Genomic DNA, 18,331 nt, shown 5'->3' on the forward strand with positions numbered 1-18,331 from the left:
GTTGTCGATGTTGTAATAAATGTATAAAACTGCCAAATGGATAGTGGCTACCTTTTGCTTGGCTGTTCTCGTTTTTGGTTGTGAAGTTGAAAATGTCATTCAGAATAATTTGACAATAGATGGATTCATTTTTTATGCAACGCTAATGAAAAAATATAAAAGTAAAATTTCTCAGGATGGATTTAAGAATGGTGAACAAGCATTTAGTGTTATTGGTAGTGACGGTAGAAAATATAAACTTGTAATAAAAGGTGGTAAGGTAATCACCTTCTATCCAGATGGCTGGAACATTGCGAAAATTGAATAGCAAAGAAATAAAAGATTTTTGATCTAAATGATAACAAGGAGGAAAAGTCAATTCTCCTCCTTGTTGGATTGTATAGGGGGGATATTAATGGAGGTAATTTCCTATCTCAAATATCCGGATAAAAAATTTGACAGATTCCCACCGGAAAATGAACTTGGGACATTCTTTTTTGATATTGATTCTGATGAGCTTACCCTTATTAACGATATAAGGGTGGGTATTAGAGGCTTCATTTTGATGAAATGTGACAATACTCTAATTTTGAACTCCCAACTATACGGCTGGGTCGATGCCTTATGGATTACATTACTTGAGATCGTTGAAAAACTTATTAAATTTGGATACGGTAGTAAGCTAATCGGTTCGATTAATAAAAGAATCATTGTGGAATCACTCTCTGAGAATGCATTATGCTTAACAGTTACTGCTAATCAAGAGATTACTCACCGAGCTTTTATTCCTTCCCAGGAAGAATTTATTCATGCAGTAATTGATGGTTCCAGCCTGTTCTTTGGTAGAATTAAAGAACAATTGCGCACCGATTCCTACGATGATGTCATCCAATTCATTAACTGCTTAAAAGGCAATATGAAAAATTTTTCTCCTGTCGAAAAGTATTACCATTATCCTCAAAGCAATCTAAAGGTAAATGACCTCTTATACAATTATTCTACCGATTGGATGAAAATGTTTGATAAGGAACGGGAATATTTGGAAAGTATCATTACTGAACCGGGTGTAGTAATTCAACATATTGGAAGCACTACTATGCAAGCTGTATCTTCTCGCCCAATTGTTGACATACTCATTGGAACTCAAACATCCCTATCAGCAGAAATGGTTTATGACGACCTGAAACATGACTACTTCAGTACAGAAGATTTCCCAGGCCCAATGCCTATATTCTACTTAACAAAAGCTACACCCAAAGAGGTCTATTATAATGTCTTTATCACCACAATAAATAGTTCATTTTGGGAGTCTGTATTAAATTTTAGAGATCTGATTAATTCAAACGATCAATTAGCCAAACAATTTAATGAAATGAAAATTAGTGCTAGTAATATTAGCTATGCAAAATATCAAACGCAAAAAAATCAATTTATTACGAGTATACTAAAACATAATGGATAACAACCCATTCCATACAGGCTTCAATGGAAACGTAAAAAGGGGCCGTCTCAAACTACCATGGCCTGACAGCCACCACATTGAATGAAAATGTACTTGGCCTGTGAACCTGCTGATTTCATAATAAAATTAGCAGGTCACAGGCCGATACTTTTTTGGTGGCAATAACCCCGAGTCTCAAACCGGCCGACTGCACCTACGAGCACCGCCGATTGTTACCATGAGTACGTGTATAAAAATACTTTGCTTCGGGTGCATGGCCTGCATCATTTTCTACAAAGGAAGTGATGGGAATGGATGCAATATTAGAACGATGTGCTGGACTCGATGTACACCAAGAGACGGTGGTAGCATGTGTTATGTATGGTCCTTTGGACAGAAAACCGAAACAAGAAACCAAGACTTTTTCTACCACTACCAAAGGACTCCTTGAACTTCACGATTGGCTCCATCAATACGAATGTACGCACATTGCAATGGAAAGCACAGGAGTATACTGGAAACCGGTATGGAACGTTCTTGAAGGGAGCTTTACATTGGTACTCGCCAACGCTAAGAGAATCAAGAATGTTCCAGGTCGAAAAACGGATGTAAAAGATGCAGCTTGGATTGCTCAATTACTCCGCTGTGGGCTGATCACTCCCAGCTTTGTTCCGCCCGAAAATATTCGAGATTTACGCGATTACACTCGTTATCGGAGAAAGCTGCTCGGTGATGCTACGGCGGAAAAAAACAGAATCCACAAGATTTTGCAGGATGCCAACATCAAGCTGACAACATATGTGAGTGATGTATTCGGTGTATCCGGAAGAGCCTTACTCGAATCGATTGTGAACGGTGAGGTGCTAAGTCCAGACCAAGTAAAAGATCTAGTCAAAACATCACTGAAAAGAAAAGTTCCGCAACTTATAGAGGCTTTGAATGGTCGAGTTCGAGCTCATCATCGAAAAATAATCGGGATGCACCTCGATCACTTGAGGTATCTCGAAGAACAAATTAGGGAAATCGAAAAAGAAATCGACAGGCTCCTCAGTCCTCATTTGGACATTGTTGAACAACTCATCACCGTTCCGGGGATTCAAAAGGATGCGGCGGCGGTCATCCTAGCAGAAATCGGATACGATATGTCTTGTTTTCCATCGGATGCCCATCTCTCATCATGGGGAGGTTTAAGTCCAGGGAACAACGAAAGTGCGGGCAAGAAAAAAAGCTCCCGAACCACGAAGGGAAACAGGAGCTTGAAAGCCGTACTTTGCCAGGCAGCTTGGGCCGCGAGTAAATCGAAAGGCACTCGGCTCGCTTCGTTTTTTTATCGCATCCAGAAACGAAGAGGCCAGAAAAAAGCTACGATGGCCACGGCTCACCTCATATTACGTATTATATATCACATGTTGAAAAATAACATAACGTATCAAGAGTTTGGATGGGATTACTTACAAGATCAGGATCGAGTTGTTGATTATTGGATCAAGAGAATTGAATCACAAGGGTTCAAGGTAATGATTGAACCAACTGAGGTCGTGTAAGTAAATACCATATTTTGGATATATCTAGCAACCAACTGTAGTCCGTCCCTTTTTTTGCTTTTTAGGGGGGGCATTTTCGTATAAAAAGCCGAGATTTCGACTTTGAGATGCCCCTTTTCTTATCCACAGCGCTTACCGCTGCTTGTTATACGGTCTTCCTGCCGACTCGCTGCTGCGAGAGCGAGACTCGCCGCCGCGATGACGGGAATCGCCGCTGCGCGGACGGAACTCTCCGCTGCGCGGGCGAGGGGGACGTTTGCCGCCAAAGCCGGAGCCAAAACCGTACCCGCCTTTTCCTTTCGGGAACATCTTTTTCTTGCCTACGCGCAGAGGCGCTTCTTCGGTCAGGCGAACCGGAGTCGTATCCGGCTCTTTGGTCAGCAGCTTGAGGGCAGCAGACACGAGCGTCACAGAATCAATATCCTCCAGCAACTGCTCTGCCAGCGTTTTGTAGGCGCTCAAGTCTTCGCGGCCGGACGCCTCCAAAATTTTCTCCACGGTCAAACGTTGCTGGCCTTCCAGCGCTTCCGCCATCGTCGGCACGGAGCGGCGCTCCATGCGGCGGTTTGTCGCGCGCTCGATCAGCCGCAGATGGTCGATTTCCCGGGAAGTGACAAACGTGATTGCCAGACCCGTCTTCCCTGCCCGGCCAGTACGGCCGATGCGGTGCACGTAGCTCTCGGAGTCTTGCGGAATGTCGAAGTTGAATACGTGCGTGACGCCGCTAATATCCAGACCGCGGGCAGCAACGTCTGTCGCCACCAGCACCTCGATTGTGCCTTCCTTGAACTTGCGCAGCACGCTGTCGCGTTTTGCCTGGTTCAGATCGCCGTGGATTCCTTCCGCGCCGTAGCCGCGCTTGGTCAGCGCCTCGGACAGCTCATCCACGCGACGCTTGGTGCGCCCGAAAACAATCGCCAGCTCAGGGGAGTGAATATCGAGCAAGCGGCAAAGCACGTCGAATTTTTGTTTCTCGGCTACTTCCATATATTGCTGTTCAATGTTTGGTACCGTTACTTCCTTCGGCTTGACGGAAATCAGTGTCGGTTCGGTCATGAACTGCTGGGCAATTTCCTGAATCGCTCGCGGCATGGTCGCAGAGAACAGCAGCGTTTGACGATTCTCAGGCACTTCTTGCAAAATTTCCTTGATATCGTCAATGAAGCCCATGTTCAGCATTTCATCCGCTTCGTCGAGTACGACAATCTGGATCGCATCGAGGCGAATCGTTCTTCTGCGCATATGGTCCATAAAGCGGCCCGGTGTGGCCACGATAATTTGCGGACGCTTTTTCAGCGCCTTGATCTGGCGGGTAATGTCCTGACCGCCGTAGATCGGCAGCGCGGAAATGTTTTTGAACTGGGCGATCTTGTTGATTTCCTCTGCTACCTGCACAGCCAGCTCACGGGTTGGCGTCAGGACAACCCCTTGAATGTGGCCGCTGTTTTCATCGAGCCGTTCCACGAGCGGAATCCCGAACGCAGCCGTTTTTCCTGTCCCTGTTTGCGCCTGTCCGATCAAGTCGCGGCCTTGCAGGGCAACCGGAACCGTTTGCTCCTGAATGGCCGTCGCCTCTTCGAATCCCATGTTGCCAAGCGCTCTTACAATCGCATGATGCAAACCAAAATCATAAAATGTAGCCAATGAACGTCAGTCTCCTTTTCCTTTACCTTCGTCTATAAATAAAATTCTCACTAAAAAAGGGCACTATTCCTTACAGCCGGAACATGCCCTTTTATCTTCCGTTTGTACATAAGCACCCTAAAAAGAACATAGCTGTAATCGTACCACTCATCTTGCAAAAATGCAAACGGCTTTTTGCAATACAAGTGCTTTTTCTCCAGACGAATTGCGACATGATCGCAAAAAAGCTGACACCTTGTTGTCGGTGCCAGCCGTTCATACATGTTTTGCTGGTTAGCTGAGTCCTTCCACGTGGCCGTGTTCGTTTACATACAGCGATTCGGCCGCCGGTTTCTTCGGAAGTCCCGGCATCGTCACCAGACTTCCGGTCAGGGCAACGATGAAGCCTGCTCCTGCCGAAATCCGCACCTCGCTCACCTGAATGGTAAAATCGACCGGGGCGCCAAGCTGATCGGCGCGATCGGTGAAGGAGTACGGCGTCTTCGCCATGCACACAGGCAGGTGGGACAGCCCCATTTCCTCTATTTTCTGGATCGTTTTCAGCGCGAGCGGCGAAAAGACTACACCCGAACCGCGATAAATTTCTTTGACAACCGTCTCAATCTTTTCTTGCACACTGCGGTCTTCTTCGTACAAAAAGCGGAATTGCGAAGGGCGCTCTGCCGCACGCGTCACTTTTTCCGCCAGCTCGATTGCGCCCGCTCCGCCTTCCGCCCATGCCTTGGACAGTGCTGCCTCGGCACCAGCCTCCTGGCACAGCGCCATGACGGCATCGATCTCCGCCTGTGTATCGGTCGCAAAATGGTTAATCGCCACAACCGCCGGCACGCCAAACTTCTGTAAGTTTTCCAGATGGCGGCGCACATTGGCAAAGCCTTTTTCCAGGGCGTCGAGGTTCTCTACGGCCAGATCCGGCACTTTGACCCCGGCGTTGTACTTCAAGGAACGTACAGTAATGACCACGACCGCTGCCGACGGAGTCAGTCCGGCTTTCCTGCACTTGATGTTGAAAAACTTCTCCGCGCCCAGGTCAGCACCAAAGCCTGCTTCGGTAACAACGTAATCCGCCAGCTTCAAGGCTGTTTTCGTGCCGATCACACTGCTGCAGCCGTGCGCGATATTCGCAAACGGACCGCCGTGAACGATGACTGGCGTACCCTCGATCGTCTGCACGAGGTTTGGCTTGATCGCTTCCTTGAGCAGAACGCACATTGCCTCGACCGCATGGATCTCCCCTGCTCGCACAGGCTTGTCTTCAAAGTCGTAGCCGATGATGATATGGTTCAGCCGCTCGCGCAAATCGTCGAGATTTTCGCTCAGGCACAAAATCGCCATGATCTCCGACGCGGTTGTAATCATGAAGCCATCCTCGCGCGTCATGCCATTGCCGTCGCCCAGCCCGACCACAATGTTTCTCAGCGCGCGGTCGTTCATGTCCATCGCCCGCTTCCAGACGATTTTTTTCGGATTGATCCCCCGCGGATTGCCGTGGAAAATATGGTTGTCAATCATCGCCGCAAGCAAATTGTGCGCGGCGGTAATCGCGTGAATATCGCCAGTAAAATGCAGATTGATTTCATCCGCAGGGAGGATTTGCGCCTTGCCGCTGCCCGTAGCTCCCCCTTTAATCCCCATGCACGGGCCCAGGGACGGCTCCCGGAGCGCTGCAATCGTCCTTTTTCCAAGCAGATTGAGTGACTGCGACAAACCAATCGTGGTCAGCGTCTTGCCCGCTCCCGCCGGATTGGGATTCATCGCGGTAACGAGAATCAGCTTGCCATCAGGGCGGTCTTTTACCTTGTCCCATAGCTCATCAGAGATTTTCGCCTTAAACTTTCCGTAAAGCTCCAGATCCTGTTCATCAATACCTGCTGCTTTGGCAATTTCAACAATCGACTTCATGCCTGCCTCCCTGCCTTGCGAATGTTTATTTACCAATCTTCTACATTCCACATGACAGTCGGTTCTCCTTTCTTGCGCTCCCCCTTTTCGGCAAAAAGAAAACCCGCATTCTGTTGCGGATTCAAAAATGCAGGCTGCGATTATTTGTCGAATATTTTTCTGGGTTCAACATGCCGTGCGGATCGAGGACTTGCTTGATTGATCGCATCACGGCTTCTCCTGGTTGACGGGCACGGTCAGCTGATATTCCGCCATCTTGCGGTACAAGGTGTTTCGCCCGATTTGCAGTAGTCTGGCTGCCTTGCTCACATTTCCTCCGCTCGAATCGAGAGCTCGCCTGATCGCCGCAAGCTCGCTTTCCCGCAAGGAGGGAACCGCATGCACGGGCTCCGCTTCTTCCGCCAAGCCTTCCAACTGGATGTGCTCCTCTCCGATTTCCTCGCCGTCGGACAAAAAGGCGGCCTGCACCAGCACGCCTTGCAGCTCGCGAACGTTGCCCGGCCAGGAATAGGACGCAAGCTTCGCTTTTGCCTCCGGGAGCAAGACGCAAGGCTGGTCCTTGGCGATTTGCTGCAACAAATGCTCGGCAAGCTGGATGATGTCGCATCGCTTGCGCAGCGGCGGCAGGTGGATGGAAACACCTTTGAGCCGATAGTACAAATCCGCACGAAAACGCCCCGCCCTGATCTCCTCCGGCAAATTGCGATGCGTGGCCGCGATGATTCGCGCATGAATCGGACGCGACTGGTTGCTGCCTACAGGCGTGACGACCTTTTCCTGCAGCACGCGAAGCAGAGCCGCCTGTCCGCGCAAAGACATGTCCCCGATCTCATCCAGAAAGATCGTGCCTTTCTTCGCCGCTTCAAACTTGCCGATTCGCCCTTCGCGATTGGCGCCGGTAAACGCGCCGCTTTCGTATCCAAACAATTCACTTTCGATTAAATTTTCTGAAATCGCACTGCAATTCACCGCGATAAAAGGCTCCTGCGCTCGCGGTCCCGTCTCGTGAATCATCTGCGCGAACAGCTCTTTTCCTGTGCCGCTCTCGCCGAGAATCAGCACGGGAAAATCGACCTGCGCCGCCTTTTGCCCGAGCATTTTCGCCTGCAAAAAGAGCGGGCACGACCCGGCGAGACGGGGAAACGGCTTGAGTACAGGCTGCGGCTTTTGACTCGGGGCAGCCGCACAATTTCTGGAAGCAGCCTCTGTTGCGGCCTGCGTACCCCAGAAGCGCTGGCGGTTATCCTGCACATCTCGTCCGGCGCGCGCCTGCTCGGGGGACAGCCGCGTGCCCAAAGCGGCTTTGCCCAGCCGCTGCTTGGCCAAGTCGTTCAAGCCCACGATGCGCTCGTCCCTGTCGAGACCTACGAGCGGCACTTTTCCCGAACTGCTTGTCGCGTCCGTACTGCCGGGCAGGGCAATCACTCGCTCCGCGCTGGCATACAGAAAGCGATTTTGCAAGGCTTCCGCAATCATGCAAGCAATCGTCAGCGCAAACGGGTGCGTGTATTCCTTGCGCGTACTGATGTCCACGACGCCCAGAAGCTCGCCCGTCGGTGAAAAAATCGGCGCCGCCGAGCAGGAAAGGAAGCGGTTCTCCAAAAAGTAATGCTGGTCCCCCTGCACGGAAATCGGCTGCTGCGCGATCAGCGCCGTTCCTATCGCATTCGTTCCTTTGTAATCCTCCGTCCAGTTCGCCCCGATTTGCAGCTGCACCTTTTGCGCCTGCGTGGCAAACACAGGGTCCCCGACGGTGTGAATGATATTGCCATCCCGATCCGCCAGCAAAGCGATGTGCTCTGTCGACAGCAAAAATGGAGCAAGCTTGTTGAAGAGCGGGAGGCTTTCTTGAATCAGAGGGTGATTTTCCTGAATGATTTCTTTGATTCGTTTGCTGGAAATGATCTGGTCATTGGCTTTCTCCCAAGCTTTGAGGTTCGATTCCTGACAGCGCTTCCAAGATTGCTGGACAATCGTTGACAACACTCTTCCCTCCCTCAAAAATCATTCCCTATCAGTATAGCATGACTAAGAACGCGAAGCCTCGCGCAAAAAGCAGATATTTGTCAGACGCTCCCAAAAATTTCAAAACTGTTCCAAAACGGAACAGCACTTGCCCCATTTTGGAACAGTTTTGACGCATTTCGTTGGCGAAAACGCTGTCATTTCAAGCCCTCCGTCCATTGGTACAGGATTTGCTTTTAGAAAAAGGCTGTAAAGAAAAAGATGATTTAAGAGGAGGCGCTCGCATGATCTATGCTCAACCCGGCCAAGCCGGATCAAAGGTGACTTTCAAGACTCGCTACGACAACTACATCGGGGGCAATTGGGTACCGCCGGTGAAGGGCGAATATTTTGAAAATATCTCTCCTGTAAACGGCAAGGTCTTTTGCGAAGTTGCCCGTTCGACGGCAGAAGACATCGAGCTGGCACTGGATGCCGCCCACGAGGCAAAAGCCGCTTGGGGACGCACCTCGGTGACACAACGCTCCAACATCCTCCTGCAAATCGCAGACCGCATGGAAGCGAACCTGGAGCTTTTGGCGACTGCCGAGACATGGGAAAACGGCAAGCCGATCCGCGAGACACTGGCTGCTGACATTCCGCTCGCGATCGACCATTTCCGCTACTTCGCCGGAGCGATTCGCGCGCAGGAAGGCTCGCTGGCCGAGATCGACAACGACACAGTCGCTTACCATTTCCACGAGCCGCTCGGAGTCGTCGGACAGATCATTCCGTGGAACTTCCCGCTCCTGATGGCGACATGGAAGCTCGCTCCCGCTCTGGCCGCCGGAAACTGCGTCGTGCTCAAGCCTGCCGAGCAAACCCCTGCTTCGATCATGGTACTGATGGAGCTGATTGGCGATTTGCTGCCTCCAGGCGTCGTCAACGTCGTAAACGGCTTCGGTCTGGAAGCGGGCAAGCCGCTGGCATCCAGCAACCGCATCGCCAAAATCGCCTTTACCGGTGAGACGACAACCGGCCGTCTCATCATGCAATACGCTTCTCAAAACATCATTCCGGTGACGCTCGAGCTGGGCGGAAAATCTCCGAACATCTTCTTCCCGGACGTATGTGCAAAAGACGACGCGTTCTTCAACAAAGCCATCGAGGGCTTCGTGCTGTTTGCACTCAACCAGGGCGAGGTTTGCACGTGCCCGTCCCGCGCGCTCATTCACGAAAGCATTTACGATCAATTCATGGAGCGCGCCCTGAAGCGCGTTGCCAGCATCAAGCAGGGCAACCCGCTCGATACAGAAACAATGATCGGCGCCCAGGCTTCCCTGGAGCAAGTCGAAAAAATTCTTTCCTACCTCGACATCGGCAAGCAGGAAGGCGCAGAATGCCTGATTGGCGGCGCGCGCGCACAGCTTGAAGGAGAGCTCGCAGGCGGCTATTACATCCAGCCGACCGTGTTCAAGGGCCACAACAAAATGCGCATCTTCCAGGAAGAAATTTTCGGTCCAGTCGTGTCCGTGACGACTTTCAAAGACACAGAAGAAGCGCTTGCCATCGCCAACGATACCTTGTACGGACTCGGCTCCGGCGTATGGACCCGCGACATGAACACCGCATACCGTGTAGGCCGTGAAATCCAGGCGGGCCGTGTATGGACCAACTGCTACCACGCTTACCCTGCGCATGCTGCATTCGGCGGTTACAAAATGTCCGGCATCGGTCGCGAAACACACAAAATGATGCTTTCTCACTACCAGCAAACCAAAAACCTGCTGGTCAGCTACAGCGACCAGGCTCTGGGCTTCTTCTGATCGATGAGCCAGCCAAAAGTAATCGCGACCGATGCTGCCCTGCGGCTGATCGAACGGCTGCGCGAAAAGCATGGCGACTTGATGTTTCACCAGTCAGGGGGCTGCTGCGACGGCAGCTCTCCCATGTGCTACCCGCTCGGCGAGTTTCTCGTCGGCGATCAGGATGTGCTTTTGGGTGAGATCGGCGGCTGCCCGTTTTACATGGGCAAAGCGCAGTACGAGTATTGGAAGCATACCCAGCTCATTATTGATGTAGTCGAGGGCCGCGGCGGCATGTTCTCGCTCGAAGGGCCGGAGGGAGTGCGCTTCCTTACGCGCTCGCGCGTCTTCCCTGACAGTTGAATACAGACGAAACAGACCGTTCCTGCCTTTCCCGCGGCAGAAACGGTCTTTCTTTTTTTTTTCGGGCGATATTAAGAAATTTGTAAGAGTTTTCTATGCTGTTTTGTCAAAGCTTGGCGTTAAGATATAAGCATGAATGCATTCACAAGGTGGGAAAACAATGACAACTTATCACGTCCTCGTAGTCGACGACGAGGCAGAGATTCGCGACGCAATTGAAATTTACCTCAAAAATGAATCGTTGATCGTGCATAAAGCGAGCAATGGTGTGGAAGCACTGGACGTTTTGGAACGGGAAGAGATTCACCTCATCATTTTGGACATCATGATGCCGCAGATGGACGGGATTACGGCTACCTTCAAAATTCGCCAGGACAAAAACATCCCGATCATCATGCTGTCTGCCAAGTCCGAGGATACGGACAAAATTTTGGGCTTGAACATCGGAGCCGACGACTATGTAACCAAGCCTTTTCATCCGCTGGAACTGGTGGCCCGGGTCAAATCCCAGCTGCGTCGCTACACCAACCTGGGCAACTACAAAGCGGCCGAAGATGAGATTCAGGTCCGCGGCTTGACGCTTAACAAAAGCACGAAAACCGTCACCGTCGACGGCAACGAAGTGCGGCTGACGGCCACAGAGTACAAAATTTTGGAACTGTTGATGGAAAACAAAGGCCGGGTCTTTTCCATCGAGGAAATTTACGAGCGCGTCTGGCGGGAGCCGTATTTGAACGCGGAAAATACGGTGGCCGTCCACGTCCGGCGCATTCGGGAAAAAATCGAAATCAACCCGAAGGACCCGCAATATTTGAAGGTGGTATGGGGAATTGGATACAAAATTGAAAAATAGCCGCTTTACGCTGTCTGCCCTGTTCGCTCTGGTAGTCAGTCTATCACTTCTGCTCCTTACGGCGGTTGACGTTTACCATAACCGCCAGTATATGAATAAAGACAGCTACTTCGAAAGCAGCAACTTCACCAACGAGGTCAGGCTATTCGTAGAACTGGTAAAAGATGTTCATGTAGATTTCGCCGGCTACGAGCGCAAAATACCGGAGGAAAAGCTGGGCAAAGCGACTGTGGAGCAATTCTACCGCGAGCGCGAGGATGCCTTGCGCAACGTCAGGGAAGCGATTGAGAGTGAATACGCCCCCGACATCGAGAACGCCAGAAGGGCTTCTGATACGAAGGAGCTTGACAGGCTCGAGAAAGAAAAGACAGCCAAACTGAATAATGCGCTGGAGAAAGAAACGGCCAACTGGGAGGAGCAGTTCCTACAGATGGTCGCAGAAAAGGACGCCGAGTACGAAGAGCGAAAAAACAGCCTTGCGCTGCGAACCGGCTCATTCAAATACTATGTCCGCGACAACAAGACTGGCAAAGTGTACACGAATATGACTCACGAGCCTTCTGAAGCAGAATTGAGCAAAAATACCCTCTATGTGATCCGCTTTCCGGAAAGCTCCTATCAAAAGCAGAGCGAATTTGCCGATATTAACCGTACTTATCAGTTGCGTCAATGGAGCGGCGTCTTTTACGTTCCGAAAAAACCGGAAGGCTACAGCCAGATTCATGCCGATGCCGTCTACTATGACTCCAAACGGGGTCGGCTGCTCGGAGAATGCGCCCTGCTCACGGTGACACTGCTCGTGACTGCGCTGTTGTTGTGGTATTTGAAGCTGAACCGCGCCGAAAGCCATCCGCTTGTCGTCAAAAGTCTGGCGCTTTTGCGGCGCATCCCGCTCGATCTCCGGATTATCGCGCTTTTCCCGATTGGGATTACGTACCTGATGATTCTCGATATGCGCTTCTTCTTTTTGCCGATCGGAGTCGATCATTTCTTTACACTGGGAATTGTCTCCCTGTTCACTGCCTATCTGCTGCTGCAGGCTCTGGAAGCATGGCACATGTACCTGCACCCGGAATCGTTTCACGAGCAATGGCAAAAAAGCCTGTTCGTCCGGCAAAAGGAACTCTTGCGGGAAAGCTACGCCAATCGAAGCCTGTTTTTCAAGGTCTTCCTGCTGTTCATTCTGACCGTTGGCCTTGGCATGAGCGTAGCGCTTGGTCTGCTCGCCATCGCCAAAAAATCGGAGGAATTCTTCTTCCTCAGTTTGGTATACGACCTGTTCTATCTGGCTGCCGTCGTCCCTTACGTCCTGCGCCGTCTGAGACTCATGAACCGCATCATGTCGGGAGCCTCCGAGATGTCTGCCGGAAACCTGGATGCAACGATTGAGAAGATTCGCAAAGGAAACCTCTCCAATCTCGCGCACTCCCTTAACAACATCAAGCTGGGAATCAAGAGTGCGTTGGAGGAACAAATGAAGAGCGAGCGCCTGAAATCCGAGCTGATTACCAATGTTTCACACGATTTGAAAACGCCGCTCACCTCGATCATCAACTATGTCGATCTGCTCAAACGGGAAAACCTGACCGCAGAGGAGATCAAAAGCTATATCGATGTACTCGACCGCAAAACGGCCCGCTTGCGGGTGCTGATCGACGACCTGTTTGAAGCGGCGAAAATGTCCAGCGGAGCTGTTGAACTGCACATCGAGCAGGTGAACGTGGCCTCCCTGCTCAATCAGGCAATCGCAGAGTTCAGCGAAAAAATTGAACAGTCCTCTCTCACCTTCCGCGTCAACGTCGAGCGGCCGAAAATCGTGGCACCGCTTGACGGCAAAAAAACGTGGCGCGTCTTTGAGAATTTGATTGGCAATGCCTTGAAATACTCCTTGCCCAATACGCGCGTCCTGATCGATCTGTACGAAAAGCCGGGAGAAGTCATCATGACAATCAAAAACGTCTCTGCCTACGAAATCGACTTCGATGCCGAAGAGCTGTTCGAGCGGTTCAAGCGCGCCGACCAATCGCGCAATACCGAAGGCTCCGGGCTTGGGCTTGCGATTGCCAAAAGCATCGTCGAGCTGCAGGGCGGCCGCCTCTCCATCGAGATTGACGGTGATTACTTCAAGGTGATAGTCGTGTTTCGCAAAAACGCCTAGTGCCTGCCTGTCTGCATGGTGACGGGGCCTCTTCCGCCCCCGACGTTGCACTGGCAAACCGCATGCAGGAACATGCCCTCAATGCCGAAAAGCCAATGCCCATTTTGTTCGGGCACTGGCTTTTTGTTTTGCTCCTGCAATCTGCACGCTACGAAATGGCGAAATTTCGCTCAATCAACGACCGCAAAGCTGTTGCCGCCTCCTGCTCGTCGTCGCCCTCCACCTCAAACGTCATCTCGTCCCCGTTCTTCACGCCCAGCGCCATGACACTGAGAATGCTTTTGCCATTCGCCCGCTTGTCGTTGTAGATTATAGTGACCGACGAGCGGTATTGATTAAGCAGGTTTACCAGGACAGAAGCCGGACGGGCATGAAGGCCGCCACTTACATGAATTTCGACTTGAAACCGGACCATTGCATTCCTCCTTTTTCCACCTGATGCATCGGGTTTGGTGAAAAACCGGCAAGACCGCCTGCTGCGCCATTCCACCAGCCGTCCACCTTCACGTCACCCGCTTGAAAAACTGCGGCAAATACTCCTTGTGCGCTTCCAGCATTTCATCGAGAATTTGCTTTGCTACCACATCGGACGGCACCAGCGGGTTAATTGTCATCGCCAGCAGTGCCTTGTGGTAATCGCCCGTGACAGCCGCTTCGGCCGCTACCCGTTCAAACGACTTGATCTGCTGCACAAGCCCGCGCACAGGTACAGGCAAATCGCCCACGGTCAACGGAATCGGCCCATCCTTTGTAATCACACAGTTTACCTCGACAGCCGAATCGTCAGGAATACTCGCAATCGCGCCATTGTTGCGGACGTTCACCGGCTGAATATCCCGGCGGTCATTGTAGATAGAGTGAATCAGGCTGCAGGCCGCCTCGCTGTAGTACGCTCCCCCGCGCTTCTCCAGCTGCGGCGGCTTGACGTCCAGGTCGGGATCTTCGTAGAGCGCAAACAGCTCCGCTTCCAACCGCTTGACCACCTCGGCACGCGTGCCGTTCTTGCTCGCTTCTTCCATTTCGTGCTCAAGCATGGTCCGGGTCTGATAGTAATAGCGGTGGTACGGGCAAGGCAGAATCCCCAGCGCCTTGATAAAATCTTTTTCCCAGCCCAGATCGAGAATGTTTTGCATCGTGATTCCCGATTGCTCGCCCGTCAGCTTGTCGATTACGTGCGAAGTGACATTGTCCCCATCCACGTATACGGCAAGCCCGAATACCATGTGGTTCAGTCCGGCAAAATCAATGTGGACCCGCGACTGATCGACTCCGAGCATAGTCGCGACGCCCATTTTCATCCCGATCGGCACATTGCACAGTCCAATGACCTTGCTGCGGTTTGCATAGCGGAGAACCGCTTCTGTCACCATGCCAGCCGGGTTGGTGAAGTTAATCAGCCACGCATCCGGGCACAGCTCCTCCATATCGCGGCAAATATCCATGATGACCGGAATCGTGCGCAACCCTTTGAACAGCCCGCCAGGACCGTTCGTCTCCTGCCCGATGACCCCGTATTTCAGCGGGATGCGCTCATCCTTGATTCGTGCGTCCAACAGTCCCACACGCATTTGGGTCGTGACAAAATCCGCTCCTGCCAGCGCCTTGCGCCGATCCAGCGTCAAATGCACCTCGATTGGGACCCCTGCCTTTGCCACCATGCGCTTTGCCAGCGCCCCGACGATTTGCAGCTTCTTCTCGCCCTCCGGAATGTCCACGAGCCACAGCTCCCGCACGGGCAACTCATCGTACCGTTTGATGAAGCCCTCTACCAACTCCGGCGTATAGCTCGATCCTCCACCGATTGTCACGATTTTGATTCCGTTCATACTCCTGCCTCCTTCCCTGCATGGACATGGCTGTACAGCTCGACAAATTCGCTGGCCAAATCCTTGATCGTCATCGCATTCATCAGATGATCCTGCGCGTGGATCAACAGCATGCTGATCTCAGGCTTTTCTCCGGCGATCTCCTTTTGAATAAAAGCCGTTTGATGATGGTGGGCCTGGCTCAGCTCTTCGCCAGCTCGCCTCAGTGCATCTTGTGCGCCTGCCATGTCTTTGTTTTTCGCCAGGGCGATTGCTTCCATCGCCAGACTTCTCGCGTTTCCTCCGTGTAAAATCAGCTGAAAAATAACGTCTGTGTGGTCCAAGTCAATCTCCACCTATCCGAGTTCTTTATAAGTCACCAGCTGTACATGGCGTTTTTGCACGTACTCCTTGATCTCTTTTGCGGTCAAGATTTGCAGCTCCCGCGCGCGTTGCAGCGTGTACGAGCTGCCTGTCAGCACCTCTTCGTCCACATACGCCGGATGCGTCATCATCTCCGCCACAGCGCAGCCCGCCAGCTCCTCCACGGCATCGATGAACGACTGCGCGGTCAGATCGTCTCCGTAAAAACGCTCGGAAAAGCCATCTGTTGTCAGTACGTCCGAATGCGCTGCCCGCACCCCTGGCGAAAACGTCCACGGGTTGCGAACCGGAAGCCGGTATTCCTTTGCCAAACGCAACACAATCGGCAGGATCGCGGCATGGGCATGAACGTGGTGATGGCTGTCCATATGCGTCGGGGAAAGCCCTGTTTCCAAAAACTTTTCCAGTTGGCTGCGCAGCTCCCGTTCCACTTCCTTTGGCGATGCCGAGCTTAAATAATCACGTCCGCGGCGGAACCGCCCATGCTCATCTGTTAGCGACGGCACGTTTTGACTGACTGGAGCGCCGCAGGTGAGCACAAGATGGATACCCATCCCAAGAGTCGGCGTCTCCTTCGCCAGCATAACCGCATGCTCGAACCCGTTCATGTTGACCATGACCGTCGCAGAGGTGACGACGCCGGATCGATGCGCCTCGATGATCCCCAGATTCACCCCTTTGGAATACCCGAAGTCATCTGCATTCACAATCAGCTTCATAGCATGCCTCTCCCCTGAAAAATTACATGTTCACGACCTGGTCGGAAGCGGCATGCGACTGTTCCTCGGCCAGCTTTTGCTTATCCCACAGACGGAAAAACGGATAGTAGATCAACAGCGATATGACAAAGTTTACCAGTTGGAGCACGCTGCCCGAAATTTTCCCTCCGGTAGCCAAATAGCCGCTGATAATGACAGGCGTTGTCCACGGTACAGCGACACCGCTCGGCTTTGCCACCCAGCCCAATGACATCGCCAAGTAGCTGACAATCACCAGCACGACTGGCGCAAGGACGAACGGAATAATCAAAAGCGGGTTCATGACGATCGGCATGCCGAAGGTGACAGGCTCGTTGATGTTGAACAGGCCAGGGCCGATGGAGAGCCGGCTGATGTTTTTCATCTGCTCGCTGCGCGCCCGAAACAGCATGATGACGACGAGCGCCAACGTCGCACCGGAACCGCCCGCATAAATCCACAGGTCAAAAAACTGGGTGGTAATCACGTTGGGCAGATCGGCATTCGGATTCGCCTGAAACGCCGCCCGGTTTTGATCCATCAGGGTGAGCCAGATCGGGCTCATGATGCCGCCGACAATCGCTGCCCCGTGCAGCCCAATCGCCCAGAGCAAATGTACAAGCAGCACACAGACAATCGCCCCGATCAGACTGCTGCCGAGCGAGCTCAACGGACCGACCAGCAAGTCAGACACGATGTTGTGGATGCTTTCAAACGAAGTGTTTTCAAGCAGAATGCGCAGCAGCCAGACGACCAGCAGCACGGCCGAAGCGGGAATCAGCGCCACAAAAGAACGGGAGACAGCAGGCGGAACCCCGGCTGGCATCGTGATGACGATTTTCTTTTGAATGATTTTGCGGTAAATCTCCGTGGACAGCACAGCCAAAAGCATCGCTACGAACAGCCCTTGGCTGCCCATCAAGGCGACGGGAATAACTCCGCCTACTTCTTGCGCTGCCGTCGCACCTTCCGGAGTGAACATCGTCTTGTAAGGGGTCGCGAGCAAAAAGGAAGCGACCGAAATCGCACCTGCCGACAGCGGATCGACCTTGTACTTTTCCGCCAATCGGTACGCCACCCCGAAGCTGACGATGAGCGCCATGATGTCAAATGTCGCGTTCACCGGATACAACAGCTTGGTCAGCCACTGATCGCCGAAGATTCCGCTCATGAACTCACTGTAACCAGGGATGGGGATAAAACCGATGATGAGGAAAAGAGAGCCGACAATAAGCAAAGGCATGGTGAGAATGATTCCGTCGCGGATCGCCTGCAAATGCTTCTGCTCCGCGATCCTGCCCGCGACAGGCATCACACGGTTTTCCAGAAAAGAAATAAACCCTGCCATACGCATCCCCCTCTACTGTTTTAGACGAAGCGCAAATTCCAGCACCTTTTTCCCGTTCAGCGAGCCGTAGTCCACCGGGCTTATCACATCGACCGGAATCCCTCTCGCTTCCCCTTCCTTTCTCATTTCCGCCAGCTTGTAGCGGACTTGCGGGCCAAGCAACAGCACCTGTGCCTGGTCAATATGCTGCTTCACCTCATCTGCCGACACCGCCCAAATCTTCGCTTCCAGTCCTTTTTCCCGTGCCGCCTGCTCCATTTTTTGTACAAGCAGACTCGTTGACATCCCCGCTGCGCAGCATAGCAAAATATTCAACCCTGCTTCCTCCCTTCAGTTGGTTATGCCCTTTTCCTGGAGCAATTCACGTGCCAAAACACCCTTTTTGTATGCGTTTTCAAAACAAGGCGCATCGTTATCGCGTTTT

Annotated in this window: 16 protein-coding genes; 7 read left to right on the forward strand and 9 right to left on the reverse strand. The window is 52.1% G+C overall.

Annotation, left to right across the window (positions count from 1 at the left end; translation table 11 throughout):
* The first annotated feature begins 19 nt into the window (after nt 1-19).
* The 3 genes from AAFJ72_RS20605 to AAFJ72_RS20615 all read left to right on the forward strand — a co-directional run bounded on the left by AAFJ72_RS20605 (nt 20) and on the right by AAFJ72_RS20615 (nt 2,964).
* Nucleotides 20-307: a hypothetical protein gene (locus AAFJ72_RS20605; RefSeq protein WP_432775515.1), complete on the forward strand. Its 288-nt coding sequence runs from the start codon at nt 20-22 to the stop codon at nt 305-307.
* Between the two features lie 87 nt (nt 308-394).
* On the forward strand, nt 395-1,441 hold the full coding sequence (locus AAFJ72_RS20610) for a GrpB family protein (protein WP_025846879.1): 1,047 nt from the start codon (nt 395-397) through the stop codon (nt 1,439-1,441).
* Nucleotides 1,442-1,731: 290 nt separating this feature from the next.
* Nucleotides 1,732-2,964, forward strand: coding sequence for an IS110 family transposase (locus tag AAFJ72_RS20615; protein ID WP_005833250.1), 1,233 nt, complete (start codon nt 1,732-1,734; stop codon nt 2,962-2,964).
* Between the two features lie 132 nt (nt 2,965-3,096).
* On the opposite strand, the gene AAFJ72_RS20620 is transcribed toward AAFJ72_RS20615, so the two are convergent.
* The 3 genes from AAFJ72_RS20620 to AAFJ72_RS20630 all read right to left on the reverse strand — a co-directional run bounded on the left by AAFJ72_RS20620 (nt 3,097) and on the right by AAFJ72_RS20630 (nt 8,493).
* Nucleotides 3,097-4,608: a DEAD/DEAH box helicase gene (locus AAFJ72_RS20620; RefSeq protein WP_122905542.1), complete on the reverse strand. Its 1,512-nt coding sequence runs from the start codon at nt 4,606-4,608 to the stop codon at nt 3,097-3,099.
* 273 nt (nt 4,609-4,881) lie between these two features.
* Nucleotides 4,882-6,510 (reverse strand): formate--tetrahydrofolate ligase, encoded by a 1,629-nt coding sequence (locus AAFJ72_RS20625; protein WP_432775517.1) that lies wholly within the window; start codon nt 6,508-6,510, stop codon nt 4,882-4,884.
* A 207-nt stretch (nt 6,511-6,717) separates the two neighbouring features.
* Nucleotides 6,718-8,493 carry a sigma-54-dependent Fis family transcriptional regulator gene (locus AAFJ72_RS20630; RefSeq protein WP_122905545.1) on the reverse strand — a complete coding sequence of 592 codons (1,776 nt, stop codon included), beginning with the start codon at nt 8,491-8,493 and terminating at the stop codon, nt 6,718-6,720.
* Nucleotides 8,494-8,759: 266 nt separating this feature from the next.
* On the opposite strand from AAFJ72_RS20630, the gene adh reads away from it, so the two are divergent.
* The 4 genes from adh to AAFJ72_RS20650 all read left to right on the forward strand — a co-directional run bounded on the left by adh (nt 8,760) and on the right by AAFJ72_RS20650 (nt 13,633).
* Nucleotides 8,760-10,280, forward strand: a complete 1,521-nt coding sequence (adh, locus tag AAFJ72_RS20635) for an aldehyde dehydrogenase (RefSeq protein WP_122905546.1) — start codon at nt 8,760-8,762, stop codon at nt 10,278-10,280.
* A 3-nt stretch (nt 10,281-10,283) separates the two neighbouring features.
* The gene (locus AAFJ72_RS20640) at nt 10,284-10,622 is read left to right on the forward strand and encodes a DUF779 domain-containing protein (RefSeq protein ID WP_122905547.1); all 339 of its coding nucleotides are present in this window, start codon (nt 10,284-10,286) and stop codon (nt 10,620-10,622) included.
* Between the two features lie 160 nt (nt 10,623-10,782).
* On the forward strand, nt 10,783-11,475 hold the full coding sequence (locus AAFJ72_RS20645) for a response regulator transcription factor (RefSeq protein WP_122905548.1): 693 nt from the start codon (nt 10,783-10,785) through the stop codon (nt 11,473-11,475).
* On the forward strand, nt 11,453-13,633 hold the full coding sequence (locus tag AAFJ72_RS20650) for a sensor histidine kinase (protein WP_432775519.1): 2,181 nt from the start codon (nt 11,453-11,455) through the stop codon (nt 13,631-13,633). Before AAFJ72_RS20645 ends, AAFJ72_RS20650 begins: the two co-directional genes overlap by 23 nt.
* A 148-nt stretch (nt 13,634-13,781) precedes the next feature.
* On the opposite strand, the gene AAFJ72_RS20655 is transcribed toward AAFJ72_RS20650, so the two are convergent.
* The 6 genes from AAFJ72_RS20655 to AAFJ72_RS20680 all read right to left on the reverse strand — a co-directional run bounded on the left by AAFJ72_RS20655 (nt 13,782) and on the right by AAFJ72_RS20680 (nt 18,222).
* Nucleotides 13,782-14,048, reverse strand: a complete 267-nt coding sequence (locus tag AAFJ72_RS20655) for an HPr family phosphocarrier protein (protein ID WP_432775521.1) — start codon at nt 14,046-14,048, stop codon at nt 13,782-13,784.
* A gap of 88 nt (nt 14,049-14,136) precedes the next feature.
* The gene (locus AAFJ72_RS20660) at nt 14,137-15,459 is read right to left on the reverse strand and encodes a 6-phospho-beta-glucosidase (protein WP_432775524.1); all 1,323 of its coding nucleotides are present in this window, start codon (nt 15,457-15,459) and stop codon (nt 14,137-14,139) included.
* Nucleotides 15,456-15,782 carry a PTS lactose/cellobiose transporter subunit IIA gene (locus tag AAFJ72_RS20665; protein ID WP_122905552.1) on the reverse strand — a complete coding sequence of 109 codons (327 nt, stop codon included), beginning with the start codon at nt 15,780-15,782 and terminating at the stop codon, nt 15,456-15,458. Before AAFJ72_RS20665 ends, AAFJ72_RS20660 begins: the two co-directional genes overlap by 4 nt.
* A gap of 12 nt (nt 15,783-15,794) precedes the next feature.
* Nucleotides 15,795-16,541: a chitin disaccharide deacetylase gene (chbG, locus tag AAFJ72_RS20670; RefSeq protein ID WP_432775526.1), complete on the reverse strand. Its 747-nt coding sequence runs from the start codon at nt 16,539-16,541 to the stop codon at nt 15,795-15,797.
* 22 nt (nt 16,542-16,563) lie between these two features.
* Nucleotides 16,564-17,907, reverse strand: coding sequence for a PTS cellobiose transporter subunit IIC (gene celB, locus AAFJ72_RS20675; protein ID WP_432775528.1), 1,344 nt, complete (start codon nt 17,905-17,907; stop codon nt 16,564-16,566).
* Nucleotides 17,908-17,919: 12 nt separating this feature from the next.
* Nucleotides 17,920-18,222: a PTS sugar transporter subunit IIB gene (locus AAFJ72_RS20680; RefSeq protein WP_432775529.1), complete on the reverse strand. Its 303-nt coding sequence runs from the start codon at nt 18,220-18,222 to the stop codon at nt 17,920-17,922.
* Nucleotides 18,223-18,331: the final 109 nt, after the last annotated feature.

The organism is Brevibacillus gelatini, from assembly GCF_050920745.1.
Lineage (GTDB): Bacteria > Bacillota > Bacilli > Brevibacillales > Brevibacillaceae > Brevibacillus > Brevibacillus gelatini.